General features: G+C 52.8%; 20 protein-coding genes and 1 tRNA gene. 11 read left to right on the top strand and 10 right to left on the bottom strand.

Features of this window, described 5'->3' with window-relative positions:
• Positions 1 to 152 precede the first annotated feature (152 nt).
• Together NEA10_RS06820 and cobJ are read left to right on the top strand one after the other, a co-directional pair.
• Entirely contained in the window at positions 153 to 3,755 is a 3,603-nt protein-coding gene (locus NEA10_RS06820) for a response regulator (RefSeq protein ID WP_252664581.1), read from the top strand.
• 27 nt (positions 3,756 to 3,782) lie between these two features.
• Positions 3,783 to 5,225: a precorrin-3B C(17)-methyltransferase gene (gene cobJ / locus NEA10_RS06815; RefSeq protein ID WP_374111854.1), complete on the top strand. Its 1,443-nt coding sequence runs from the start codon at positions 3,783 to 3,785 to the stop codon at positions 5,223 to 5,225.
• Positions 5,226 to 5,283: 58 nt separating this feature from the next.
• Here the strand turns inward: cobJ and rppB are convergent, their stop codons facing one another.
• From rppB to NEA10_RS06800, 3 genes are all read right to left on the bottom strand, one after another.
• The gene (gene rppB / locus NEA10_RS06810; protein ID WP_252664580.1) at positions 5,284 to 6,630 is read right to left on the bottom strand and encodes a two-component system sensor histidine kinase RppB; all 1,347 of its coding nucleotides are present in this window, start codon (positions 6,628 to 6,630) and stop codon (positions 5,284 to 5,286) included.
• Positions 6,627 to 7,322, bottom strand: coding sequence for a two-component system response regulator RppA (gene rppA, locus NEA10_RS06805; protein WP_252664579.1), 696 nt, complete (start codon positions 7,320 to 7,322; stop codon positions 6,627 to 6,629). The genes rppB and rppA overlap by 4 nt, the downstream gene beginning before the upstream one ends.
• 145 nt (positions 7,323 to 7,467) lie before the next feature.
• Positions 7,468 to 8,223, bottom strand: a complete 756-nt coding sequence (locus NEA10_RS06800; RefSeq protein WP_252664578.1) for a DUF305 domain-containing protein — start codon at positions 8,221 to 8,223, stop codon at positions 7,468 to 7,470.
• 167 nt (positions 8,224 to 8,390) lie between these two features.
• Here NEA10_RS06800 and NEA10_RS06795 point away from each other — a divergent pair, with 167 nt between their 5' ends.
• From NEA10_RS06795 to NEA10_RS06785, 3 genes are all read left to right on the top strand, one after another.
• Positions 8,391 to 10,157, top strand: coding sequence for an efflux RND transporter periplasmic adaptor subunit (locus NEA10_RS06795; RefSeq protein WP_252664577.1), 1,767 nt, complete (start codon positions 8,391 to 8,393; stop codon positions 10,155 to 10,157).
• A 3-nt stretch (positions 10,158 to 10,160) separates the two neighbouring features.
• Positions 10,161 to 13,289, top strand: a complete 3,129-nt coding sequence (locus NEA10_RS06790) for an efflux RND transporter permease subunit (RefSeq protein ID WP_252664576.1) — start codon at positions 10,161 to 10,163, stop codon at positions 13,287 to 13,289.
• 189 nt (positions 13,290 to 13,478) lie between these two features.
• Positions 13,479 to 13,745, top strand: a complete 267-nt coding sequence (locus NEA10_RS06785; RefSeq protein WP_252664575.1) for a hypothetical protein — start codon at positions 13,479 to 13,481, stop codon at positions 13,743 to 13,745.
• A gap of 97 nt (positions 13,746 to 13,842) precedes the next feature.
• Here the strand turns inward: NEA10_RS06785 and NEA10_RS06780 are convergent, their stop codons facing one another.
• Complete coding sequence (locus NEA10_RS06780) at positions 13,843 to 14,073, bottom strand: DUF7219 family protein (RefSeq protein ID WP_252664574.1); 231 nt, start codon at positions 14,071 to 14,073, stop codon at positions 13,843 to 13,845.
• A 441-nt stretch (positions 14,074 to 14,514) separates the two neighbouring features.
• Here NEA10_RS06780 and NEA10_RS06775 point away from each other — a divergent pair, with 441 nt between their 5' ends.
• The gene (locus NEA10_RS06775; protein WP_252664573.1) at positions 14,515 to 14,949 is read left to right on the top strand and encodes a hypothetical protein; all 435 of its coding nucleotides are present in this window, start codon (positions 14,515 to 14,517) and stop codon (positions 14,947 to 14,949) included.
• A 16-nt stretch (positions 14,950 to 14,965) separates the two neighbouring features.
• Here NEA10_RS06775 and NEA10_RS06770 read toward each other — a convergent pair.
• Positions 14,966 to 15,038 (bottom strand) — tRNA-Ile (locus NEA10_RS06770).
• On the opposite strand from NEA10_RS06770, the gene NEA10_RS20820 reads away from it, so the two are divergent.
• The 3 genes from NEA10_RS20820 to NEA10_RS06760 all read left to right on the top strand — a co-directional run bounded on the left by NEA10_RS20820 (position 15,003) and on the right by NEA10_RS06760 (position 17,268).
• The gene (locus NEA10_RS20820) at positions 15,003 to 15,125 is read left to right on the top strand and encodes a hypothetical protein (protein ID WP_258719053.1); all 123 of its coding nucleotides are present in this window, start codon (positions 15,003 to 15,005) and stop codon (positions 15,123 to 15,125) included. The two genes, NEA10_RS06770 and NEA10_RS20820, sit on opposite strands and share 36 nt — an antisense overlap.
• Positions 15,126 to 15,263: 138 nt before the next feature.
• A complete protein-coding gene (locus NEA10_RS06765; RefSeq protein ID WP_252664572.1) occupies positions 15,264 to 15,539 on the top strand; it encodes a hypothetical protein in 276 nt (91 codons plus the stop codon).
• Between the two features lie 166 nt (positions 15,540 to 15,705).
• Positions 15,706 to 17,268, top strand: coding sequence for a hemolysin family protein (locus NEA10_RS06760; protein ID WP_252664571.1), 1,563 nt, complete (start codon positions 15,706 to 15,708; stop codon positions 17,266 to 17,268).
• A gap of 42 nt (positions 17,269 to 17,310) precedes the next feature.
• On the opposite strand, the gene cysC is transcribed toward NEA10_RS06760, so the two are convergent.
• Positions 17,311 to 17,847 carry an adenylyl-sulfate kinase gene (cysC, locus tag NEA10_RS06755; RefSeq protein ID WP_252664570.1) on the bottom strand — a complete coding sequence of 179 codons (537 nt, stop codon included), beginning with the start codon at positions 17,845 to 17,847 and terminating at the stop codon, positions 17,311 to 17,313.
• A gap of 137 nt (positions 17,848 to 17,984) precedes the next feature.
• Positions 17,985 to 19,772 carry an SLC13 family permease gene (locus NEA10_RS06750; RefSeq protein ID WP_252664569.1) on the bottom strand — a complete coding sequence of 596 codons (1,788 nt, stop codon included), beginning with the start codon at positions 19,770 to 19,772 and terminating at the stop codon, positions 17,985 to 17,987.
• Positions 19,773 to 19,952: 180 nt separating this feature from the next.
• Here NEA10_RS06750 and NEA10_RS06745 point away from each other — a divergent pair, with 180 nt between their 5' ends.
• Entirely contained in the window at positions 19,953 to 20,843 is an 891-nt protein-coding gene (locus NEA10_RS06745; protein WP_252664568.1) for a hypothetical protein, read from the top strand.
• Between the two features lie 168 nt (positions 20,844 to 21,011).
• On the opposite strand, the gene NEA10_RS06740 is transcribed toward NEA10_RS06745, so the two are convergent.
• The 3 genes from NEA10_RS06740 to NEA10_RS06730 all read right to left on the bottom strand — a co-directional run bounded on the left by NEA10_RS06740 (position 21,012) and on the right by NEA10_RS06730 (position 24,033).
• The gene (locus NEA10_RS06740; protein WP_252664567.1) at positions 21,012 to 21,821 is read right to left on the bottom strand and encodes a 7-carboxy-7-deazaguanine synthase QueE; all 810 of its coding nucleotides are present in this window, start codon (positions 21,819 to 21,821) and stop codon (positions 21,012 to 21,014) included.
• 48 nt (positions 21,822 to 21,869) lie between these two features.
• Entirely contained in the window at positions 21,870 to 22,949 is a 1,080-nt protein-coding gene (locus tag NEA10_RS06735) for a 3-deoxy-7-phosphoheptulonate synthase (protein ID WP_309494756.1), read from the bottom strand.
• A 103-nt stretch (positions 22,950 to 23,052) separates the two neighbouring features.
• Positions 23,053 to 24,033, bottom strand: a complete 981-nt coding sequence (locus NEA10_RS06730) for a polysaccharide deacetylase family protein (protein ID WP_252664566.1) — start codon at positions 24,031 to 24,033, stop codon at positions 23,053 to 23,055.
• Between the two features lie 121 nt (positions 24,034 to 24,154).
• Between NEA10_RS06730 and NEA10_RS06725 the strand changes: the two genes are divergently transcribed.
• On the top strand, positions 24,155 to 24,679 hold the full coding sequence (locus NEA10_RS06725; RefSeq protein WP_252664565.1) for a hypothetical protein: 525 nt from the start codon (positions 24,155 to 24,157) through the stop codon (positions 24,677 to 24,679).
• Positions 24,680 to 24,698 lie beyond the last annotated feature (19 nt).

Genomic DNA, 24,698 nt, shown 5'->3' with positions numbered 1-24,698 from the left:
AGTCGGGGCAATCGATTTAACCGTCCGTCCCCACCCTCACCCCCATCTGATGAGCCAAGAGTTAACAGGCCCCCGTTAAATATCAACCGTCTACTGCCTCTTGCCTTTCCCCCTACTGCCTCCTACTGCCTACTGCCTACTGCCTCTCTTGAATGATAGATCGCCCCCGTTGCCTGGCTAAAATTTTGGTCGTGGATGATGAACCCGACAACCTTGACCTACTCGATCGCGTTCTGTCCCCGACGTATGAAGTCCTCAGAGCATCGAGTGGGCAAGAGGCGCTGCAAATTCTGGCCCAAGCACAGGATGTGGCTGTGATCGTTTCAGATCAGCGAATGCCCAAGATGACGGGGACGGAGTTCCTGAGTCTGACGGCGATGCAATACCCGGATATGATCCGGATTTTGGTTACTGCCTACACTGATGTGGACGATTTGGTCGAGGCTATCAACAGTGGCAAGGTCTTTAAGTATGTCACCAAACCTTGGCATGTGGATGAGTTGCGGGGAGTGGTGCGCCAGGCGGTGGATACCCATAATGTCTTGCGAACCCGCACGGAACAACTCTGTCGGACTCTACGGCAAGAGTCCCTACTGAACGCCGTCACCAACACCATCCGCTCCCGCACCAACTATCGGCAGATTCTACAAACTATTGTGGAAACGATGGGGCAGATGTTCGAGGCCAGTTGTTGTATTTTGCGCACTTGCGATGACCCGGGGTTACCTCTGGATGCCTCTGGGGTTGAGCGAACCCAGTGGTTTGGCTATGCGGGGGCTACCCTCCCGGCCCATTTGAAGCCAGGCAACGGCGAAGGGGGGCAAACAACGGATTTAGATCCTTGTCTGGCGCAAACTCTCTGGGAAACAGACCAGATTGTGGTCATGAATGACGTGACCCAAGATGAGCGGCTGCTGAACCACAAACCCGTCTATGAGGCGTATCAACAGGCGGATATTCGCTCTAGTGTCATTGTGCCCCTGAGTGCCCCCCTCTACCGCCAGGCGGCACAACTCGATGGGGTCGAGCCAGGGACTCAAGGACCCGGGGAATTTACACTGGTGGCGGTACTGGGGTTGCATCAATGCAGTCAGGCACGAATTTGGCAGGATGATGAGGTGCAATTGGTGGTGATGGTGGCTGAACAGGCGGCCCTGACCTTGGCTCAATCCAAAACCCTGGAGATGATGCAAACCTTGGCCCAACGCGAGGCCCTCATCAACACGATTACTCGGGCCATTCGCTCTAGTCTTAACCCGCAGGATATTTTTGCTGCGATTACGGAACAACTCGGTTCTGCTTTACAGGCGGACGGCTGCGCACTCTCTCTTTGGACTCAAGAGGATGAGTTTGTTGAATGTGTGGGTCTATATCGGCGTGTACCGAGCGAAGTTGAGGGGTACACAGTGGACCAAAACGATGGGGGCTTATTACCCCAGTCTCAGGTTCCCATTGAAGGAAACTTGGTGCTACAGCATTTATTAGAAACCCAGGAACCGGTCGTCATTCCTGATATGAGGGCTCAGCCAACCTGGAATCAGGATTATCAACCCTTTCACCATCCGGCTCGGGCCCTACTGGTGGTTCCCCTCCTCAGCGATGGGCAGATTATCGGCAGCATCTCCTTACGGCAAAATGATTCTCCCCGAGCCTGGCATGGTCAGGATATTGCCTTAGCCCAGGCCGTGGCGGCCCAGGCAGCGATCGCCGTGCAACAGGCCCGACTCTATCAAAAAACGCGCCAACAGGCAGAACGGCTCCTGATTCTCGATCGCCAAAAGACAGAATTTTTTCAAAATGTCTCCCATGAGTTCCGCACTCCCCTCACCCTTATGATGGGACCGTTGGAGGCGGCGGTGAGTCAGGAGCAGGATTTGCCCTTAGACCGTGCCAAAATTGCCTTGCGCAATTGTCGTCGTCTCTTGCGTTTGGTCAATCAACTCCTGGACTTGCAACGGTTGGATGAACAGCGGATGCAACCGACGTTTACGAACTGTGATTTGTCTGAACTGGTGGGGCAAATCTTAGAAGCCTTTCGCCCCTATTGTGAACGCAAACAGCTCAATTTACGACAGCAGTTGAAGGAAAATGTCCAGGTCTATCTGGATCTCGATTTATTTGAGAAGGTTCTCTATAACCTCTTGTCCAATGCCATGAAGTTTACCCCGGCTGGGGGGGAGATTAAAGTTTCTGTGGAGACTCAGGACGATGGTAATTCCTCTACCCTAGGCGATCGCGCTCTGGTAATAGTGCAAGATACGGGAATTGGCATCTCGGGCGATCGCATTACCCAGTTGTTTGACCGCTTCTATCAGGCAGAAGGTTCAGTTGATCGCTCCTATGAGGGCAGTGGTTTGGGTTTGGCGTTGGTGAAGGAATTGGTAGAACTCCATGGCGGCCGGGTTTGGGTGGAGTCCCAGAAGGGACAGGGGAGTTGTTTTTATGTGGAACTGCGCCAGGGAACGGCTCATTTGCCCGAGGGGTTCATTCTGATAGATGGTGTCACTCTTGAAGGAGAGCGCCTTGAGGTGGAATTGGCTGGTTTAGAGGCCGATGTACAGTCCCCCCCAACCCTCTCGACGGAGTTGAGTGACTCAGACTCAGCCAGACCCCTACCCCAGGGGTCGGTTGAGGTCTTATCCCAGGGGTCGGTTGAGGTCTTATCCCAAAGGACTCAGCTCCCCGGACCCGATGAGATGGCTACGGTGTTGTTTGTGGAAGACAACAGCGATTTGCGGGTCTATGTGGCGGGGGTGTTGCACCAGTCCGGCTATCGGGTTCTCTTAGCAAGTAATGGGGAAGAGGGGCTTCTCATGGCCCAATCCCATCACCCTGATGCCATCGTCACGGATTTGATGATGCCGAAACAGTCGGGATTGGATTTAATTGCAGCAGTTCGTGCTGATACATGCTTACAAGGAACCCCCATTGTCCTATTGACGGCTAAAGCCAATGAAGAAACTCGCTTAGAAAGTGTGGAACAGGGGGCGGATGCCTATTTATCCAAACCCTTTAATGACCGGGAATTATTGGCTCAGGTGCGCAATTTATTAGCCCTGAAGGCCCAGGAGCGCCAGATTAAAGACCTCAATCGCTATTTAACCCAATCGGTGTTGAGCCGTTTCCTGCCCCCAGCCTTGGTGGAACGGGCCCGTTTGGGAGAGTTACAGTTGAATTTGACCCCGGAACCCCGTTTGGTGACGATTGTCTTTACGGATATTGTCGGCTTTACTCAGATGGCCAATCAACTGCGATCGCGCCGAGTGGCCCAAATCTTAAATGAATACTTATCTTCGATGAGTCAGGTCATTTTTCAGGCGGGAGGAACGGTGGATAAGTTTGTGGGTGATGCGGTGATGGCAATTTTTGGCGCACCGGAGGAGATGAAACCCGAGGTTCAGGTGCAGCAAGCTATTCAAGCGGCTCGTCAGATGTATGACCGGTTGGATGACCTCAATACTCGATGGCAGTCGGAGGGACTGACTCCAGTACAATTCCGTTGTGGCATTCACCAGGGAACAGCGGTGGTGGGGATGTTTGGTAGTGAGGAGCGGTCAGACTATACGGCGATCGGTCCGAGTGTGAACATTGCGGCCCGGCTTCAGGAGGTGGCTCAACCGGGACGGATTCTCGTGTCGGCAGCGGTGGCGGACTATTTACAAGAGTCGGAAATTACCAAGTTTCGACCGCTTCATCTTAAGGGGATCGATGAAACGGTGCTTGCCTTTTCTCTCAACCCCCTGGATAATGAGTGACTTTGTGGAGGGGGACTGGCTGCCATCATGACTGTTGCCATTGTGGTTCTGAATCAGAGAAGTGTGGGCCTGGCGCGGCAGGTGGCCGCTGGCTGTGCGGATGGGGTGATTTATGGCTTAGACCGCCGCACGACGGGGGTGGATCAGTCTTTTTCTGAGTTTGGACCGACGTTGCGATCGCTGTTTCAACAGGGAACGCCCATTATTGGCATTTGTGCAGCGGGGATTCTCATTCGGACGTTGGCCCCAGTGTTGGGGAATAAGGCCCAAGACCCTCCCGTGTTGGCGATCGCCGAAGATGGCAGTGCGGTGGTTCCTCTGCTGGGGGGCCTACAGGGGGTGAATGACCTGGCCCGTCAAATTGCCCAAGTGTTGCAGGTGTCCCCGGCCATTACCGCCAGTGGTGAGATTCGCTTTCAGACAACTCTCCTCTCCCCCCCTCGGGGCTATCGCTTGCTCAATCACCCGGACCAGGCTAAGGGGTTTATTGCTGAAGTCCTAGGGGGAGCGACGGTGCGCCAGGTGGGAGAAGCGGACTGGCTAGAGTCGAGTCAGTTACCGTGGTCAGAGTCGGGAGAGTTAACCGTCGTGGTACTCCCCCATGAGACGGGTCCGGTGACCCCCACGGAACGCTGTTTGGTCTATGAGAAACTGCCAGAACAGGGGCGTTTGGCGATTGTGGGGACGGGCCCTGGCTGTGCTGAGTGGATGTCTCCCCAGGTGCGACGAACCTTGCTAGAGGCGACGGACTGGGTCGGCTATCGGACCTATCTCAATCTCGTGGAATCCCTGCGATTGCGGTCCCCGCACGCTTCGCGATCGCCCTCGATTCAGCGTCATGAGTCGGAGAATCGGGTGGAGGGCGATCGGGCCCGTCAAGCGTTGGATTTGGCGGCAACGGGGCGACGGGTGGTGTTAGTCTCCTCAGGAGATCCGGGAATTTTTGCCATGGCGGCGGCGGTGTTTGAGGTCTTGGAGAGGGGGGAGAACCCAGCTTGGCAAGGTCTGGAAATTGAGGTCTGTCCGGGAATTTCCGCGATGCAGGCAGCGGCGGCCCAGGTGGGTGCGCCGTTGGGTCATGATTTTGTGGTGATGTCCCTGTCGGATATTCTTAAACCCTGGTCGGTGATTGAGTCACGGCTGCAAGCGGCGGCTCAGGGGGATTTTGCCATTGCCCTCTATAATCCTGTGTCTAAACAGCGGATTTGGCAGTTAGACCGGGCGCGGGAGATTCTTCTGCAATGGCGATCGCCCTCTACCCCAGTGGTTCTGGCTCGGAATTTGGGGCGAACTGGGCAACAGGTGCAGGTCAAGCCGTTGGGGGAGTTAACCGCTAGGGATGCGGATATGCGGACGGTGATTTTAATCGGATCGAGTCAGACGCGCCAGGTGCAACGGGGGGAGAAGCTGCCCTGGGTGTATACTCCTCGATGTTATGGGGAGAAGGGGGAAGAAGGCAGTAGGCAGTAGGCAATAGGCAATAGGGGGAAGAAGGCAAGAGGCAAGAGGCAAGAGGCAAGAGGGGGGGTTAGGGTTTGGGTTGTTCTGGGAGTTGGACGGTGAAGCAACTGCCTTGGCCGACCTGACTTTTGACGGTTAGGGTTCCTTTGCAAGTTGAGGCGATCGCTTGGGCAATGGCTAATCCTAGGCCGGAACCGCCGCTGTGGCGAGAGCGATCGCCCTGTACTCGGTAGAAGCGATCAAAAATGCGTTGCTGTTGGTCTGGGGGAATCCCGATTCCGGTATCTTCAACTTGAATCTGGATGAAACCGTCATGCTGTTGCAACCGCGTGGTCACGGTTCCTGCCTCTGGGGTGTATTGAATGGCATTGGCAACGAGATTGGCAAGCAGACCATATAACTGTTCCTCGTCGCCCCAAACCCAAAGAGAGTCTTCGGGTCCTTGACGCTTTAACTGAACCTGGCTGGCAATGGCTAAGGCGGCAAATTCTTCTAAGACTTCATCCACCAGTAGGTTGACGTCACAACGGGTCTGGGGAACTTGCTCAACCTGTAAATCAATGCGAGACAACAATAACAAGTCCCGCACTAAATTCCCCAAACGACTGGTTTGCCGCTCAATCACCCCTAAGGTATGTTCCATCTCTGGCTGGGAGAGATGAGGTTCTCCGAGGCTAAACTCGACGGTGGAGGCGATCGCCGCTAAGGGGGTACGCAATTCATGGGCGGCATCGGCGGTAAACTGCTGCACCTGACGATAGGACTCATACACGGGTCTCATGGCTACCCCGGCCAGCCACCAACTCGCCGCCGCTACCCCCAGTAATCCCAGGGGTAGGCCAATCAGTAACGTCCAAGCCAAACGCCTCAAACGAGCGTCATACTCATTGAGAGATTGTCCCACCTGAATATAGCCCCAGGGAGCCTGAGACTGGGTTTTCAGGAATACCGAAACTTGGCGATAGGAGTTTCCTTCCGGTGTCACCAGGGTGGTCCAAGGCTCGACTTGACCCTGTGGCCCCAACTCCTCTGGGGGTTGTCCCACTTGGGCCAGCGTTTGACCGGAGGGGTCTACCAAACGAATATAGTAGTCCTCCTGTTGCACGACCCCTGCCAGATGCCGTTCCCCCAAGGAGGAGGACTCAGGACAATCCAGGTCTCCCACACAGACTAATCCGGGGAGAAAATCCTCAATGACCGGTTCAAGAAGACCCGGCTCTCTTAACGTGGGTTCAATCCCATCATGGAGGGTTCCTGCCAAGCTTTCTAATTTACGATTGAGGGATAACCAATGGTCTTGTGCTAGGGCAGTATAGAAGCCCAGACCACAGAGACTCAGAATCACCCCCATAATCAGGGTGTACAATGCCGCCAGACGTTGCTGGGTGAGGACAAAAGCGCGATGGCGATTCATTGAGGAACCTGTAAACGATAGCCAATACCATGTACGGTTTCAATAATCCCTTGACTGTGAGACTGCCCCAGTTTGCGTCGTAGCAAGCGCATTTGTGCCGGAACCACGTTACTGGTGGGGTTGGCCTGCATGGACCAGACTTGATTCATAATCTGATCGCGGCTGAGGATTTGATTGGGATGCTGCATCAGATATTCTAAAAGCTGAAACTCTTTCGCTGTCAAGGCAATGGCCTGAGAGGGGTTTTGGCTATCGTGACGGGTGACGCTGAAGTTGCCATAGTCTAGGGTGAGGGGGCCCAGGGTGAGTTGCTGCGGTTGTAGGGGTTGCGATCGCCGTTGCAGGGCCCGCACTCGTGCTAACAACTCGGCATTACTAAAGGGTTTGACGAGATAATCATCTGCCCCAGCATTGAGTCCTGCAACCTTATCAGCAACCTGGTCTTTAGCCGTCAACATCAACACCGGCAGACTGTTGTTAGCCTGACGTAAGCGTTGACAAAGTTCGAGTCCTGACAACCCGGGTAGAAGCCAATCTAAGATGGCCACGGCGTAATGGGTCCAGCCTTCTTGTAGACAGTCCCAGGCGCTGTCCCCATCTTGTAGCCAATCCACGACATAGTTTTCCCGAACTAACATTCGTTCGAGAATTGCTCCGAGATCGGGTTCATCTTCTACTAAAAGAATTCGCATAACGATTTAGAGTTGTAGGGGCGAAAAATTTAGAGTTGTAGGGGCGAAAAATTTTTCGCCCCCACAATTTTGTATCCCATGCAAGAAATCCCACCCTAGATTCAGAAGACCCGTTCGCCCCAACGACCGTTAGGACCTGTTCTCCCTAGAGGTCGTACCACTCCTCTCGCCACGCTTCCATTTGGTCAATTTCAGCCTGCTGGGCCGTGATGATGTCGTCGGCGAGGTCTTGCATTTCCGTGCGATCGCTCTTTTCTTTCAAGTCCTCAGCCATCTCCACAGCCGCCTCATGGTGGAGAATCATGGCATTGATAAAACGCAAGTCAAACTCCTCATCCGCTGGTCCGAGATCCATATCCATGCGCATGGCTGCCGCCATCTCCTCACTCATAGCCATGTCGTGACCCATCTCCTCATGGTACATCACCGGTTCTTCGGGAGCGTCAGGATACCACACTTCTCGCCATTCCTGCATCTGGGCAATTTCCCGCTCCTGTTCGGAAATAATCTCCGTCGCCAACTGGATAATTTCGTCGCGTTCGGAGTTTTCTAGGGCGGCTTCAGCCATCACAATTGCCCCTTCATGATGCACAATCATGGCATCAATGAAACGTAAATCATAGGTCGCATCGGCCGGCCCAAGATCCATGTCGTGCATCATGTCCCCGTGGGCCTCCATCATGCACTCGTGGTCATCCACGATACATCCATGCATCATCCCGTCATGGTCTTCCATCATCCCTTCATGACCATTCATCATGCCCTCAGGGTCTTCTGTCACGGCATTGGGATCACCGGTGGCCGTGTCTTGGGGTTCCTCGGCGCAGCCCCCGAGTAGGCCCCCTAAGGGTAATAGACCTGCTACCGCTATTCCCCAAAACAAAGTATTACGTCGTATCATCAGTCGTTCTCCTAGCTATCTGTGGCAAAGCCTGGGATTGAGGGAGACAATACACCCAAAATAGGGACCATAGAGCCACTACCCAGTCCCGCTTATTATAAATACTTGAATGGTATCAAACGTCAACCCCAGATGACTCAAGTGGTTGTGAACAAGAAATCCGATTAGTGAGCGTGAATGGGGCGATCGCCCCAGAATTTGCTGATAGAAAATGGCAAATTTCATGGCAATTTTATTTAGTCCTGCTAAGCTCTCAGGATGAGGTTCTGAAGCAATTTTGTCTCGGCGGTCTGCCTCAATATCGCATTATGCCTGCTCACTCTCCCGTCCCTATGCAACGCTGTTTGTCCAGCTTTTTCGCGTCTCTGGTTCTGGCTTTGCCGGCCCAGGTCTTGGCTCACCCTGGCCATGACCATGGGGCTGAGTTTGAACTCGACTCACCCGCGACTATCGTTCCGGGTCATGGCGTTGAGGTGGATGCAGAAACGCAACAGCGACTGGGGTTAGTTATCGAACCGGCGCGGCGGCAGGTTCTGGAACTGGGAATTAAGACCACCGCCGAGATTGAAGCCGAACCGAACCGCAACGTTTCTGTCAATGCCCCGGTGAATGGGGCCTTAGTGGAACTATTGGTGCAGCCGGGGGATTGGGTGGCTCCAGGACAAGCGTTAGCCGTGGTGAAAGCCCCGGAGTTGATTGATTTGCGGGTGCGATCGCAACAGGAACAAATCCAGCGGGATGGGGAACTGCGCCAGGCCCGAGCCAACCTCACCTTGCGAGAGCGCAACTATGAGCGACAGCAGCGGATTAGCCAAACGGAAATTGAGGCCGCTCAACGACAGGTGCAATTAACCCAAGAACGCTATGAGCGCGATCGCGAACTGGCCGACGCCGGGGCAATTCCCCGACAACAGGTCCTACAATCCCAAGCCGAGGCCGCTGAAGCACGTCATAAACTGAGTCGGGCCGAGAGTCGTCAGGACCTCTTACAATCCCAAGCCGATCTCGATCAGGCCCAAACGGCTGTGGAAGCCGCTCAATCCCAACTCAACCTCAGCAGCCGCGCCTATGACAGTCGCCTCGAACAACTCAATAGTCCCGCCGATGACCAAGGACGGGTCACCGTCACGGCTCCCATTTCTGGGCGGATTTCCCGGCGTCATGTCAGTCAGGGGCAAACCGTGGAAGAGGCGGTGACCCCTCTGGTGGAGATTATCGATGGAGAACGCCTGTTGGTGAGGGCTGATGTTCACGAACGAGATATCCCGAACGTCTCTGAAGGACAAGGGGTGCGGGTCACCGTCGCGAGTCAGCCAGAACAGGTGTTTCAAGGCTGGGTGACCATCATTGGCTCAAGTCTGAATTCAGAGAACCGCACCCTCCCCGTCACCGCTGAACTCGTCGATCACAGTGATTCCCTCAAACCGGGACAGTTTGCCCAGTTGGAGATTCTAACCGAACGCACCTCCGAGGCCCGACTGACCGTTCCCAGCACGGCGATCGTGGAGGCCAATGAGCAAGATATTGTCTTTGTGCAACATGGCGATCACTTTGAACCCGTGGAGGTCATCACTGGAGAAACGGCCGGGAATCTTGTGGCGATCGAGAGCGGTTTAGCGGACGGAGATCAGGTGGTTGTGCAGGGCGCTCTACAACTCTATGCCCAATCCTTGCGAGGTGGAGACCCGGCTCCAGACCACGACCACGACCATGACCATGACCACGACCATGACCATGAATCAGAAGCCTCCTCCGAGGACGGCTTAGGGTCTTCGACCTGGTTCCTGGTGGGGGCAGGAACCCTAGTGGTTGCGGCCTTTGCCCTGGGACGACAATCCCGCCGGGATGTCTCCTCAACCCCAATCACCTTAGAGGATGTCCTAGAGCAACCCCAGGAAGACTCAGAATCCCGAGAAACCGTGGGAAGGAACTAAACCATGCTCAATCGCATTCTCCACTGGTCGATCGCCCATCGGGTCATCATTGTCATCCTAGCGGTCTTGTTCAGTCTCGTGGGCAGTTACAACCTGCGCCAGATGCCCCTTGATGTCTTCCCGGACTTTGCCCCCCCACAAGTCGAAATCCAAACAGAGGCCCCAGGATTAGCCCCGGAAGATGTGGAAGCCCTGATCACCCTTCCCATCGAACGAGCCATGAATGGAATTGCCGGGGTCACCACGGTACGCTCAACCTCCATTGCCGGAACCTCGGCGGTGCAGGTAATTTTCTCCTGGGATACTGATGTCTATCAAGCCCGACAACTGATTACCGAGCGACTTCAACAAGTCCAAGACCAGCTCCCCGGGGGCAGTGAAATGCCCCACCTCTCACCCCTCAGCTCCCCCCTGGGCATTATTTTGCAATATGCCATGACGGCCGAGGAAACCTCCTTGATGGAGTTATGGCAATATGTAGACCGCCAAGTCAAACCCCGATTGCTGGCAGTTCCCGGTGTGACCCAAATTATCCTCTTCGGCGGGGATCAACCCCAATATCAGGTTTGGGTAGACCCTGAGAAACTGACCGCTTTCGGGGTGAGTTTACAGTCGGTGAGTGATGCGGTGGCGGCTGCCAATCAGAACGCCCCAGGAGGCTTCTTAATTGATCAAGATCAGGAGTACCTCATCCGGGGTATGGGACAGATTCAGGACTTGGAGGATTTACGGGAGGCGGTGATTACTAGCCGCCAGGGTCGTCCAGTCCGGGTGGGGGATGTGGCCCAAGTTGAGCTTGGACCGGCTCTCAAGCGGGGCAATGGCGGTTTTAATGGGGAACCGGCCTTGGTGCTGTTGATTAACAAGCAACCTCTGACAGATACGTTAGAGGTGACGCAGGCCGTGGAGGCGGCGATGGAGGAAATTCGCCCCAGTTTGCCTGAGGATGTGAGCATTCACCGTACTTTCCGCCAGGGGGATTTTATTGAAGCCTCAATTGCCAATGTCAGCCGATCGCTCCGAGATGGAATCATTATTGTCTCTGTGATTTTGCTGCTGTTCTTGATGAACTGGCGCACGGCCCTGATTACCCTCAGTGCGATTCCCCTGTCTCTGTTGCTCTGTTTAATGCTGCTCAATGGCTTGGGTTTGACGGTCAATACGATGACCTTAGGGGGATTAGCGGTGGCCATCGGCTCGGTGGTGGATGATTCGATTGTGGATATGGAGAACTGTTATCGCGGCTTACGACGTAATCAACAGTTGGAGAATCCCAAAACGCCGTTACGGGTGGTCTATGAAACGTCGGTGGAGGTCCGCACCAGTGTTTTGTTTTCGACGGTGATTATTGCGGTAATTTTTGCACCGATTTTTTCCTTGACGGGGGTGGAGGGACGGATTTTTGCGCCCATGGGAATTGCCTATTTGTTGGCGATTTTTGCGTCGAGTTTGGTGGCGTTAACCCTCTCTCCGGCCCTCTGTGCCCTCTTACTGGCCAATTGTCCCTTACCGGATGATGAGACTTGGATGGCCCGCAGCAGTCAACGGCTTTATCGTCCGCTGCTGTTGATGGTGCTCAATCACCCCGCCTGGATTCTTTTGGGGGCTGGGGCGGCGTTGGTGGCGGTGTTGGTGATTTTGCCGGGTTTGGGACGGGTGTTTTTGCCGGAGTTTCAGGAGCGATCGCTGGTGTTGTCTCTGGATTTGTTTCCGGGAAGTTCTCTGGCGGCGACGGATCGCACGGGGTTTGCGATCCAAACGGCTCTCAAGCAAGACCCCCGTTTTGAGACGATTCAGATGCGATCGGGCCGCAGTCCGGGAGATCCCCATATTGTGGGGTCTAATTTTGCCGAGTTGGATCTTGAGTTGAGTACGGCGGGGATGGAGAATCGGGAAGAGACTCTGGCCGCCTTACGCCAGGAGTTGGATCGGGTTCCTGGGGTGGCGGTGAATGTGGGGGGGTTTATTTCTCACCGGATGGATGAGGTGTTGTCGGGGGTTCGCAGTGCGATCGCCGTGAAGATTTTTGGTCCCGATTTGGCGGAGTTACGTCGCCTGGGAACGGAGGTGCGATCGCAGATGGCCTCGATTGAGGGGGTGGTGGATTTACAGTTAGCCCCGCAAGTGCCTATCCGTCAGGTGCATATTGAGTTTAATCGCTCGACGGCGGCTCGTTACGGTGTCACCATCGCCAGTCTCTCGCAAACGGTGGAAACCGCCCTCAATGGACGGGTGGTGTCCCAGGTGTTAGAGGAGCAACAACTTCTTGATGTTCTGGTTTGGCTTCCGCCTGAGGCCCGTAACAGCCTTGAGCAGATTCAGGATTTACGGATTGATACTCCCAATGGGGAACGGATTCCCTTGGCACAATTGGCTCAGGTGGAGTATAGAAGCGGTCCGAATTCGATTCGTCGTGAGGATGTCTCCCGTTTAATTGTGCTGTCGGCGAATGTGGCGGGACGGGATTTAGGGACGGTGATTGAGGAGATGCAAGACAGGATTGCCGCTGAGGTGAGTTTTCCGCCGGGCTATTTTATTCAATATGGGGGACAGTTTGAGTCGGAACAAGCGGCCCGGGAGAATTTGCTGTTGTTTGGGGGCTTGGCGATCGCGGTAATTGCGCTATTGATGTATGTGACGGTGCGATCGCTCCCGGCGACGGTGATGATTCTCTTAAATCTACCCTTGGCCCTGGTGGGTGGGATTCTTTCGGTGGCCCTGGGGGGTGGGATTCTTTCGGTGGCGTCCTTAGTTGGCTTTATTACTCTGTTTGGGGTCGCGACTCGTAATGGCCTGTTGTTGGTGGATAACTATAACCGCAAATTGGCACTAGGATTGCCCCTACACCGAGTCATTTTTCTGGGATCGACTGAGCGGTTAACGGCGATTCTCATGACGGCATTTACGTCAGCCTTGGGGATGTTACCGCTGGCCCTTGGGGTGGGCCCGGGACAGGAGATTCTACAACCGTTGGCGATCGTTGTCTTGGGAGGCTTATTTACCTCCACGGCCTTAACTCTATTGGTGTTACCGGCGTTATATGCCCAGTTTGGCCGGGGATTAGTCCCAAAACTTCCCCCTTCTCAGGACGCCAGCTCCCCCGTCCAGCTTGAGAAAACGGTGTCATGGTAACATCTCGTTTCGATTGCTCTCGGGGCATGAGTGTAGGGACGAACAATTTTCGCGACCGGGTGATACTGACGGGGGTCTCATGATTTTTTTATATTCAGTTTATATACTGGAAAGTAGGACTATAAAAAACCTTGTTTCGTCATGTTTAATTTAAAAACAACCTGTCTTATCATTTCTAGTTCTGTTTTGATGGCTGTTGCTGGCATTCCGTCAGCAGAAGCCGTAAACCATAACACGTCTGCCTTTAATTTAGTGCAATTAGCTCGTAATGGCTATTTACGAGACCAGGGAATTCCTCAGTTTAATCAACTTGCAGGTGATTATCGCAGTGGTCAGATTACAGCCGAAGACCTCATCCGCGCGGCGATCGCAGAGAATCGAATCTCTCCTGATGTTGCGGATGACCCAGGATATCTGGAAACCGTTGACCATTTCTTAAATGATCTAGATCGCTGATTTTTAGACCCAAAGGGGGATGATTAACGTTAATCGCCCCCGAAACTTGCGTAAAATAGTATGAGATACATCCCCCTATCTAGCTCTTGCTATCGGGTTACAATCCCATTGCATTTTTTGTTTTTTGCAATTTTGTCCACAAAGCTTCTATTTCTTTAAATGCCAAATCAGGAGGCAATTTACCACTGGTTTCTAAACAACTAATATAGCCGACCTTTTGGGCAAATTCTTGTAAATTTGCATCAAACAGCAAAACTTCAGGATGGTCGGGTGGAACGGTTCCGTGGTAAGGACGTTTGGTTGTTAAAAAATCGGCTCGATTCATCATAACCTCCTGTGGTTCCAATCTGTTTCAGAAACTTTCCCTAGTTCTCTTGCGGGCTAGGGTGGCATTGCTTATGTCCTATAAGCCCATACCAGGATGTCAACTGCCTAACAGGACATTTTGGGTTAACGTCTCTGGATTCGTGCTTCGCTTTAACTCTACCATAACCTGTTTTCTGAAATCGTGCTTTCAGATACGGTTAAATGAGCTGACGTTGCAATAAATCTAAATAATCGTCCTTTCTAGTCCGGGGAATGTAGAGAATTTAAGGAAGAGGGAGTGGGATAACATTTCAGTGGTTTTACTGATGGTGAAGACCGATATCAGTGGGGAAGATCGCGAAGTCGGGAGGATGGCGATCGCCCCTAAGTCCCTAACAAAACTCGATGCACAAGGGGAGGAATCCATGGGTTAGACTAGAGGGCAGATGTTGAGGAGAAGTCTATGAACCGTTCATTACGTCTAACCCCAGTTTTAGGAGCTGCGATCGCGGCGCTGATGGCTACAGCACCCCCAGCGGCGGCCCAAATTTCCGAGTCAGAAGTCACAGTCCCTGGCCTAGAAACCCGGCGACTGCGGACCTTGACGATTCCAGAAGCCTTTGAAGGAGCCTTTTTCGAGCATAGCCGCGACTTCTTCCGCAATCGTAGTCTCACCCATGAAATCGACTCCCTACTCTTCAACTTCCCCGAAAATAACATTGCGCGAGATGCACGGTTGGTGAACATCCTCCATCGGGATGTGATGCGTCAACAACTGACCAATGACCCCTTCATTCGGACTCCCGATCTCACGAACCCCTTCAATACGTCCGTCGAGACGATGAACCGGGATGGAGACATCACCCCCATTCGGGGGAGCGAGTTCTTCCTCGACTAATGGCGATTTATCAGAATGGGCGGTGCAGGAGTTGAACCCGCCTGAGGCGAATTATGAGTTCGCTGCCTAAACCGCTCGGCCAACCGCCCAAACAACTGACTGGAGACTCGCCTATCATCGCGACCCTCGACTTAATTCTAGCGCGATCGCCAACATTTCAGCTAGGGAGATGGTAAAATTCCGGGTCAGCCTCCGGCCTGGAAGTGTCTCCAACGATAGAATGGGGGCAAACCTGACTTAGGCTGACAGCGGACTCATCCAGTCGGGGCGCTCAGCCTACCCTATATCCTTAGATCTCAACCGGATTCACAACTATGAAATTTAACTGGACAGTCTTCTTAACCATCACCCTACTCCTGATGATGATGGGAGCCGGGGTCTTCAGTGCCATGTGGGGCTTTTCCCTGGGACGGGAAGCCCTAAAAGGGGTGACACAGCCGGAATTTCGACCGGGAAGTAACCTCAGCAACCGCTCCGAGAACGACTCCAATACGAACCATCCCCGCTTCCTCAGAGAAGAAGATATCTTGGAAGAGGTTGAAGCTCAAATTCAAAGTCACCAACCTGAGGTGACCCCCCATAGCGCCTAGAACCCTCCAGAACCCCACTTTGTCACAACCTAGAGGTACGAGTCCCCGACTGCTCTTCCGACTTGTGAGCGATCGCGTCAAACCCCGAATATCCAAACCCCACCACCGTTCCAGATGCTCTCGTCTGGGGGTGATCAGTTTATTAAGTTTCAGTCTTGTCCTCCTGATGGATGCCCCTTTAGCCGCACTCCCCCTCGGACTCGAAGCCAAAACCCTACAAGATATTGTCTTCAGCCTATTGTCTGTTCTAGGTTTGATTGCAATTAACGCCTTTTTCGTCACCGCCGAGTTTTCCATGGTCTCCGTGCGGCGATCGCGCATCAATCAACTGGTGGATGCGGGGGATCTCCCGGCCCGCAGCGTGCAAATCCTGCAACAAGATATCGATCTCCTCCTCTCCACCACCCAACTGGGGATTACTCTCTCCAGTTTAGCCCTCGGCTGGATCGGCGAGAAGACGATGGCCTCCCTCGTCGCTCTCCTGCTAACCGCACTCCCCCTCTCCCCTCCCGTCGCCACCGTCGTCACCCATAGCCTCTCCATCCCCCTGGCCTTTCTCCTGGTGGCGTACCTACAAATCGTCCTCGGGGAACTCTGTCCCAAATCCCTGGCCCTCCTCTACGCCGAACAACTGGCCCAACTCTTGGGGCCCCCCAGTTTGGCGATCGCCCGCTTCTTTAACCCCTTCCTCTGCATTCTCAATCAATCCACCCGCCTGTTATTACGACTGGTGGGGATTCGTGATGTCGACCGCCGCTTCTATAACCGCGTCACCCCAGAAGAACTACAACGTATCATCGCCCTGGAAGGAGAATCCACAGGCCTAGAAGCCGAAGAACGAGAACTCTTGAGTAACGTCTTTGAATTTGGCGATGTCTCCGCCGAAGAAGTGATGGTTCCTCGCACCCAAATCGCGGCCCTTCCTAGTGATGCAACCTTTAGCAGCTTCCTAGAAGAAGTGGCCCGTTCCGGTCATTCCCGCTATCCTATCATTGGCGAATCCCTCGACGACATCCGAGGAATCGTCCATCTCAAAGAACTGGCCGAACCCCTCGCGCGGGGTCAAATGTCCCTCGATACCCCCATTCAACCCTGGGTTCGTCCCGCTCGCTTTGTTCCCGAATGCACCCTCCTCGGCGAACTACTTCCCCTGCTACAACGGTGCGGTCAACCCATGGTGATGGTGGTGGATGACTTTGGCGGAACCGCCGGCCTCATCACCATGCAAGACATCATTGCTGAAATTGTCGGCGAAAGTCTCGAAAGTGAAGGAACGGAAGAGTTAGCCGTACAAATGGTGGATGAGCGTACCTTCATCGTCCAAGCACAAATGGATCTCGAAGAAGTCAATGAACTGCTGGATTTAAAGCTTCCCGTCATCGACGAGTACCAAACCCTGGGAGGCTTTCTCATTTATCAAATGCAGAAAATCCCCCAAATTGGCGAAGGCTTCGGCTTTGATGGTCTCCATTTAGAAGTAGTGGCCACTGACGGACCACGATTACATCAAATCCAGGTGCAGCGGCGGGATAACTCCCCTCCCCTAGACACCCAACTTTCCCCAATTTCCCTATCTGATACCCTCTCAAGCGAGGATCTCGATTTAGATACTCCCCTTGTTGATGAAGCCTTCCCCACTCGTAACACCCCAGATGGCGATCTCGATTCCCTCCTGGATGAAGAGAGTGATTCTCAATCGTTACCCTCATCCCGAAAACAGCAGCGGTAGAGATTCTTCCCCCTCGCTGCTGCAACGGAACCCCAACGCCGTTTAAATGCTGAGATATCCCATCTCTTTGAGGGTATCGAGGACTTTATTCACACTTTCCTCATGGGATTCCAAGTCAGTGCGACATTCAAGGGTTGGGTCTGTGGGGGGTTCGTAGGGGTCGCTAATACCGGTGAAATTAGCAATTTCTCCACTACGAGCCTTTTTATAAAGACCCTTCACATCTCGGTCTTCACAGACCGCTAGGGGTGCGTTGACAAAAACTTCTACAAAATCCCCAATACGAGCCTTGACTTCTTCCCGTACCGCTCGGTAGGGGGAAATTGCCGAAACTAAGACAATCACGCCATTGCGGGTCAGCAAATGAGAAACAAAGCCAATCCGACGGATGTTTTCATCTCGGTCCTCTTTGCTGAATCCCAGACCCTTGGTGAGATTTTGGCGGACAATATCCCCATCTAGGATTTCTAACTTGCAATCGAGCGATCGCAGCTTTTCCGCCACGGCTTGACTAATGGTCGTTTTACCGGCCCCACTGAGTCCGGTAAACCAAACGGTAACACCACGTTGTTGAGTCATTTTCGGTTATCTGTTTTACGGTTGTTCTGGGTCTCCTACTCCCGGCACTCCACGGCTGTTTAGGGAGGAAACCCATTCAAAATACCATGTTTAGGGAAAGGTGGGCCGGCAGTTAAGGAGATTGCCTCCGTAGACTTCTACAATCCATAGAACATCATAATCAGCCAAGGTGCCAACACCATCAAACTTAAGGTCAAGGGCGCACCAATTCGAGCAAAATCCGTGAATTTATAGCCTCCTGGCCCATAAACCATGGTATTAGTCTGATAGCCAATGGGACTCAAGTAACTATTGGAGGCAGCAAAGGTGACAGCGAACATAGCCGCAAAAGGATTAAGTTCTAAGGTTTGGGCGACTTCAACGGCGATAGGAAGCATCAAGACGACAGCCGCATTATTGGAGATAATCTCTGTAAATATCGAGGTAATTACAAAGAAGAAAACCAGCACCCAATACCCCGGAAGGTCTCCCCCAATGGAGACCAGATTTTCCGCAATCCAGGTCGTTGTTCCTGAGTTACGCATAGCAATGCCGAAGGGAATTAACCCTGCCAAGAGGAAAATAATATCCCAGCGAATTGCTCCATAAATTTCTCCAGGACGCAAGCATTTTGTCAGAACTAAGGCAATGACTCCAGCCCAAGCACTGACGACAATTGGCATGATATCAAAGGCAGACAGAGCAATAACACTTAAGCCGATAATCACAGAAATCCAAGCTTTATCTTCCCGTAACATCTCCACATCTCGCTGTTCTAAGACCAATAGCTCTCGGGTCGTTTGCAAACCAATAAAACTCTGTTTTGGCCCTTGTATCAATAACAAATCTCCAAAGCGCAAGGGGACTCGTCCTAGAGGACCTTTGACCAACTCAGAGCCTCGACGCACAGCCAAGACCGTGGCATTATACCGTTGACGAAACCGGATTTCTTTCAGAGTCGTACCGATTAAACGAGAGTTGGATAAAATCAAAACTTCGCCAATTTTCTCTTCTTCTGAAATCAAAACAGATTCTAAGGAATTTTGGTTGAATTTCACATCTGCAAATAACTCTAGACCTCGTTCCTCCCGAATCTTCAATAAATCCTCTCGACCACTGCGCACCACTAAGATATCTCCCGCCTGAAGAATCTTATCTGCTAAAGGTTGAGCGAATCTAACCTTATCTCGCAGAAGCTCTAACACATCCAAATCAAACTTACGCTGAATGCCACTATTATTCAAGGTTTCACCCACAAGACTTGACTGAGGGGTGATGACCAGCTCACTCACATAATCTTTTAACCCATAATTTTGGGCGAATGAGTCATTGTTCGTTTTGCGACTTGGGAGTAAATAAGGAGCGCAAATCGTTAAATAGGCTAGACCAAATAAAAAGATGCAGATACTGGCTTTAGAGAATTCGAAAATGGTAAAGGTTCGATAGCCCAACTGCTCCGATAGTCCACTCGCTAGAATATTGGTTGACGTGCCCACTAAGGTCATCATTCCACCCAAGATGGAAATATAGGAGAGGGGAATCAGGAGTTTAGAGGGCGATCGCTTTTGTTTGCGACACCAATCTTCAACAATGGGTAGAAAAATAGCCAGAACAGCCGTATTATTGATGAAGGCGGAAATGGGCCCAACTAGAACCCCTAAGGTAAAAATTTGACGATGGGAACTTTTGCCGCCCCATCGCACCAAGAAATCACGAATAATTTGGATGACCCCCGTTTTGGCGATGCCAGCACTGAGAATAAACATCGCCATTACGGTGACCGTTGCCGAGTTACTGAAGCCAGACATTCCTTCCTCAGGTGTCACCAAGCCACAAAGCATCAGTAAAACAGTCACGGATAAGGCGATAATATCCGGCGGTAAGAGTTCGCTTACAAAGCCGACTAATGCCAATACCAAGATAGCCAGGGTCAGAAAAATATCCATTTAGGAGTATCTTGAGAGGGTTAAGGACAACCTACCATTCTAGGTCAAGGTTTTGAAAACTAGGGGATTCTTTTGTTTTTACGACTGCCAAGGGCCACATCGGGATAAGTTGAAGTGTCAATCAACTAGAATCTGATAGAATGGAGAAAGCCGGATAACAAGACGACTGAGGACTAGCGCATGAAGCGTTTAAACAACCGTGCTTTGGGGATCCTACGAGTGGAGTTACAGGGAGATACCCAGGGAGATGTGGGGGAGCGCGTCATGCGTAAGTTGCTGCTTCAGGAACTTGAGGGCTTGGCACGCCAGGAGGGAACCCCTCTGACGGAGGTGCAACTGAAACGAATCATCCACAATCAGTATCCTCCCTTCAACAAGACGGTCATTGAGCGAGCCGCGAAGGCCAATCAGCCCTCCAAGGGACGAACTCTCGCCCTGACCCTCGGGGCGATTGTTGCCGGTGGCGCAGCACTGACGGGGTTTGTCTTTCTGGCCAATCTTCCCTATCCCATGATTCGCAAACCGATCGCCCAACATGCCCCTATGTTGTTGTTGCCCAGTTTCCTGAGTATGGACCATAACTACCGAGAAGCGATCGCCCTGGTAGAACAGTCCGATCAACTGGTCAACCAAGCCACTAGCGTCGCCGATTTAGAATTGGGGCAGGAAAAAGTGACCCAAGCCCAACATCATCTCGATCAGCTTCCCGTCTGGTTTCTTGGCTATTACCCAGAACGCTATTGCACCTTTTTTGGCTGTTCCTGGAAATTCACCCACGATGAGTTTGAGACGGCCCGCAAAAATATCGGACGCATGGATGTGGTCTTATTCCAAGAAAAGAACGCTCATCAGGAATTAGATGAGGTTTTAGAAGAACTCCAGACTGCGCGATCGCAGTACCGCCAAGCCACCACCCATCGAGGAGCGGAACAAGCCCTCCTCGACTGGCAAGATGCCATCGATCGCCTAGAACTCATCCCCCGCCAAACCCTAGCTGGAGAGTTAGCCCGAACCCACCTCAACGCCGCCAACCGAGATTTCCGAGAAGCCCGCCAAAGCCTCAACAACTAACCCCCTCCTATCGCCTCTTGCCCAAATGATGCGTTCCGGCAAGTTTGAGTCGATAGGCTTAGGTCAAACCCCCTACTGATGCCGGGACGCATCCTACCATCTTTTGCCTTCCCCTCCTGGGAGGAGCAGGGGTGGGTTATGCCTCTTGCCTCTTGCCTCTTGCCTCCCCTACAACTGCCCAATCATCTTATGAGTTTGGGGAACCACTCGCACCTGGCGAATCGTCCGTTTCATCATCGTTTGCCAAGCCAGAACCTGCTCAGGATCAGGGACAACCGCATCCCGGAACGAATCCTTACGCAAGGCCTCATTCGTAGCCCGCAAAACCCCATTGAGAGGGGTGACCGGTTGTAAGTATATGGGGGTTTCTGGGTTGACTCGGGAGACTAAATGGGCCACTCGTTCGAGTTCCTGGGCGGGGGTGCGATCGCAGACAATGGTTTTGACAAACACCGAAACTCCCGCCCTATGGCAGAGTTTCAAAAACTGCTCATGTTCCTCCCACCAAGTCTCACCACTGGTACTGGGTAACTTGACATCCATCCCCACTAAATCCAAATAGGGCAGAACCGGCTCAAGTTTATCAGGACGATGTCCGCCCGTCTCCAGATAAATAGGCAGCTGAGTCCGTCGGCGAATCTCGGGTAAAAATACTTCTAGGAACGGGGCGTGCAACAGGGGTTCCCCCCCAGTCAAACTGATACTGTCATGTAGCCCGGGTCGATTTTGCCGTTCCACCAACCCTGACAAGACCTCCACCGAGATGGGATTCTCGTAGCTGTCAAAGTCGCGTAATCCCGGTGTGCGCTCAATCTGGCATTGGGCGGGGGCGTGCCAGGTGTGGGCACTATCACAGTAGAGACAGCGCAAATCACAAAGGGCAAAGCGGATAAAGATCTGCCGCGTGCCAATGTTAGCCCCTTCTCCCTGAATTGCCGAAAAGACTTCAACAAGTCGTGCTGTTTGCGCCTTACTCATGGCCAAATCCCAAGTTATCTACGCGGCGGATTCCCCTACCAGAGGCGGTTACAACCGCCCCCCTAGGGTTTGATAGGCAGCCAAAATGGTCGCTTCGGTATCCTGCCAACTCAAACACTTGTCGGTGACGGACACCCCATAACGTAAGTCGTTTAAGTCCCCAGGGATGGTTTGGTTCCCTTCAAACAGATTGGACTCTAACATCATGCCCACAATGGAGGAGTTCCCCGCTTGGATTTGCTCCACTACATTTTGGAACACCCCAGCCTGACGGCGATGGTCTTTGTGGGAATTGCCATGACTACAGTCGACCACCAAGCGCGGCGGAAGACCAGCCGCTTTGAGTTCGGCTTCAACTCGGGCAATGGATTCGGCATTGTAGTTCACTTGACCGCCGCCCCCCCGCAGGATGATGTGGGCATAGTCGTTGCCGCTGGTTTTAAAAACGCTCACGGAGCCATTTTCGTCGATTCCCAGAAAACTATGGGGTTCCCGAGCCGCTTTCATGGCGTTGAGGGCGACTTCGATGCTGCCGTTGGTGCCATTTTTGAGTCCTACGGGCATGGAGAGTCCGCTGGCCATTTCTCGGTGAGTTTGGGATTCAATGGTGCGAGCGCCGATGGCGGACCAACTGAGAACATCGCTGATATATTGAGGCACGATGGGATCGAGGGCTTCGGTGGCGGTGGGTAAGCCGAGATCGGCAATATCAGCTAGCAGTTGACGGGCCAGAAGCAGTCCTTTTTCAATCTGGAAGGAGTCATCCATGTCGGGGTCGTTGATGAGTCCTTTCCAGCCGACGGTGGTGCGGGGTTTCTCGAAATAGACACGCATCACGAGCAGGAGTTTGTCTTGAACGCGATCGCTCAACTCCCGCAGCCGTTGGGCATAGTCTTTGGCAGCGTTGACATCATGGATAGAACAGGGGCCAACCACAACAAAGCTGCGAGAATCCCGACGATCGAGAATGGCCTCAAGCTGGCGACGGGATTGGGCGATGGTCTGTTGGGCGCGATCGCTCAGAGGCACTTGAGCCTTCATCTCGACGGGCGGTTGCAGAACCTGAGCGTTGGCAATATGAGTATTGAAGAGTTGTTCCGGCATGGTGTGCGGCAGGGTATGCGGCATGATGTGCTGTCTGAGTAAAGTCGGGAGCGCAGGTGCTCAAATGAAGCCCGAGTATCTATCTTAAACCAGTTCTTGGATCAAGGATATCTGCAAGTTCTGATAATTACTGGGGGGGTTGTGAAACTGGGATGTGATGGGCCGACTCTGAGGCTCGGGTGGCGGCGGCCTGGGAGCGTTCCATTAACTCCGTGACGGTGACAAATTCATAGCCTTGTTCTCGCAATTGCTTGATAATGACGGGTAAGGCGGCTACGGTGTGATGACGAGGACCGCCCCCATCATGGAGGAGAACGATCGCCCCTGGATGAATGCCATTGACCACGCGCTCGATAATGCCTTCACGGGGGAGAACGTAGTCGGAACTGTCCACAGACCACAGGGTGATGGCGTAGTTTTGGGCGGCGGCGTAGGGGGTGAGGGCATTGTTGAGAAAGCCGCCGGGAGGGCGGAACAGTTGGGTGCGAACGCGGGTGTATTGATAAATCAACTCTGCTGTTTGCTCGATTTCTTGATTGGCCAAGGCGTGACTTTTGACGAGGTAGGGATGGGACCAGGTATGATTGCCTAGGATATGACCGTCGGCCACAATGCGTTGTAAGAGTTCGGGATAGGTGGACAGAACTCGTCCTAGAACGAAAAAGCTAGCCCGGATATTCTGCTCGCGCAAGATATCGAGAATTGGGGCGGTGTAGGGTCCGGGGCCATCGTCGAAGGTTAGGGCAATGGCCCGATCACCGGGGGCCAGGGGCAGCGATCGCACAATTTGCCCCTGATAGGCGGCGGGAACGTGATGTTCAATATCAGGGGGAAGGCGATCGCGTTCGATTTGCTGTTTGGTATTGTGTTTCAGGCGTTCAATGCGGGCCAGGGAGATGTCGGTATGTTGGCTGACGGTCTGTTCGACGGGGGCCACCTCTAAGGGCAACAGTTTGGGAGCATAGGTCTGTGGACGTAATGCCTCTAAGCCATTAGCACCTAGGGCTAAGGTGAGCAACACCATCGCAATCTGACTCACCCGCTGAGGATTTGGCTGGGGGAACATCCAGCGGCTTAGGAAATCGGTAATGCCCTTCAACAGGTTCATGGTCTTGAAAACAGTTTTTCTAAAGTCTTGTAACGATTTCAGGGATTATCATGGTGTTCTATATCCCTTCACCCCGGTCATCTTTTATGATTGAGATAACGAGTTACAAGAGGTGTGAGGGGTGTTTCAGCGATTTGGGTCAGCTCAAGATGTTAAGAAATATTGCTATTGGCTTCTCCTCTCTCTCCCTGGTTTGCTGTTGGCCCTCGCTGCTGATTTGCCCTCCTCGGTTGTTTCGGTCCCTGGGGCGATCGCTCAGGAAGATTCAACGACTCAAACCACCTCGGCTGGGGATATTTACTTCTATGGAGAATCCGGTCAGCCTGAAGTTCTGGGTTCAGCTTATATGGTTTTAGAATCTCGCCAAAATCAAGTCGTCGGCGGATTCTTTATGTATCAGTCTTCTTTTGATTGTTTTTATGGGCAAATCACCAATCAAGCGTTACAGATCACCGTGATTCCCACCTATGAACATATCCGTTATTCCTATGCAGTGGAACGCTCAGATACAGCGATCGCCAGTCCCGAAGGTTTAGCGACCATGCCTGAGTTTGACGGGTTTTATCCCTTGAGTCACCCGGATGCCGTAGCTCGCCATGTTTTAGAAACCTGTCGCCATGAGTATGGGTCATTGGTTTGGCAGTAAACGGGAGAGGTAAAAAATC

Source organism: Phormidium yuhuli AB48 (genome assembly GCF_023983615.1).
In the GTDB taxonomy this organism is placed as follows: domain Bacteria; phylum Cyanobacteriota; class Cyanobacteriia; order Cyanobacteriales; family Geitlerinemataceae; genus Sodalinema; species Sodalinema yuhuli.
Note: the sequence above shows the minus strand (reverse complement) of the source record. Positions and strands in the feature narration are given on the sequence as shown.

What these genes read in the sequence shown, in the direction of transcription:
- NEA10_RS06820 (WP_252664581.1), top strand. Translation starts at nt 153, where the DNA reads ATGATAGATCGCCCCCGTTGCCTGGCTAAAATTTTGGTCGTGGATGAT.
- cobJ (WP_374111854.1), top strand. Translation starts at nt 3,783, where the DNA reads ATGACTGTTGCCATTGTGGTTCTGAATCAGAGAAGTGTGGGCCTGGCG.
- rppB (WP_252664580.1), bottom strand. Translation starts at nt 6,630, where the DNA reads ATGAATCGCCATCGCGCTTTTGTCCTCACCCAGCAACGTCTGGCGGCA.
- rppA (WP_252664579.1), bottom strand. Translation starts at nt 7,322, where the DNA reads ATGCGAATTCTTTTAGTAGAAGATGAACCCGATCTCGGAGCAATTCTC.
- NEA10_RS06800 (WP_252664578.1), bottom strand. Translation starts at nt 8,223, where the DNA reads ATGATACGACGTAATACTTTGTTTTGGGGAATAGCGGTAGCAGGTCTA.
- NEA10_RS06790 (WP_252664576.1), top strand. Translation starts at nt 10,161, where the DNA reads ATGCTCAATCGCATTCTCCACTGGTCGATCGCCCATCGGGTCATCATT.
- NEA10_RS06785 (WP_252664575.1), top strand. Translation starts at nt 13,479, where the DNA reads ATGGCTGTTGCTGGCATTCCGTCAGCAGAAGCCGTAAACCATAACACG.
- NEA10_RS06780 (WP_252664574.1), bottom strand. Translation starts at nt 14,073, where the DNA reads ATGATGAATCGAGCCGATTTTTTAACAACCAAACGTCCTTACCACGGA.
- NEA10_RS06775 (WP_252664573.1), top strand. Translation starts at nt 14,515, where the DNA reads ATGAACCGTTCATTACGTCTAACCCCAGTTTTAGGAGCTGCGATCGCG.
- NEA10_RS20820 (WP_258719053.1), top strand. Translation starts at nt 15,003, where the DNA reads ATGAGTTCGCTGCCTAAACCGCTCGGCCAACCGCCCAAACAACTGACT.
- NEA10_RS06765 (WP_252664572.1), top strand. Translation starts at nt 15,264, where the DNA reads ATGAAATTTAACTGGACAGTCTTCTTAACCATCACCCTACTCCTGATG.
- NEA10_RS06760 (WP_252664571.1), top strand. Translation starts at nt 15,706, where the DNA reads ATGGATGCCCCTTTAGCCGCACTCCCCCTCGGACTCGAAGCCAAAACC.
- cysC (WP_252664570.1), bottom strand. Translation starts at nt 17,847, where the DNA reads ATGACTCAACAACGTGGTGTTACCGTTTGGTTTACCGGACTCAGTGGG.
- NEA10_RS06750 (WP_252664569.1), bottom strand. Translation starts at nt 19,772, where the DNA reads ATGGATATTTTTCTGACCCTGGCTATCTTGGTATTGGCATTAGTCGGC.
- NEA10_RS06745 (WP_252664568.1), top strand. Translation starts at nt 19,953, where the DNA reads ATGAAGCGTTTAAACAACCGTGCTTTGGGGATCCTACGAGTGGAGTTA.
- NEA10_RS06740 (WP_252664567.1), bottom strand. Translation starts at nt 21,821, where the DNA reads ATGAGTAAGGCGCAAACAGCACGACTTGTTGAAGTCTTTTCGGCAATT.
- NEA10_RS06735 (WP_309494756.1), bottom strand. Translation starts at nt 22,949, where the DNA reads ATGCCGCATACCCTGCCGCACACCATGCCGGAACAACTCTTCAATACT.
- NEA10_RS06730 (WP_252664566.1), bottom strand. Translation starts at nt 24,033, where the DNA reads ATGAACCTGTTGAAGGGCATTACCGATTTCCTAAGCCGCTGGATGTTC.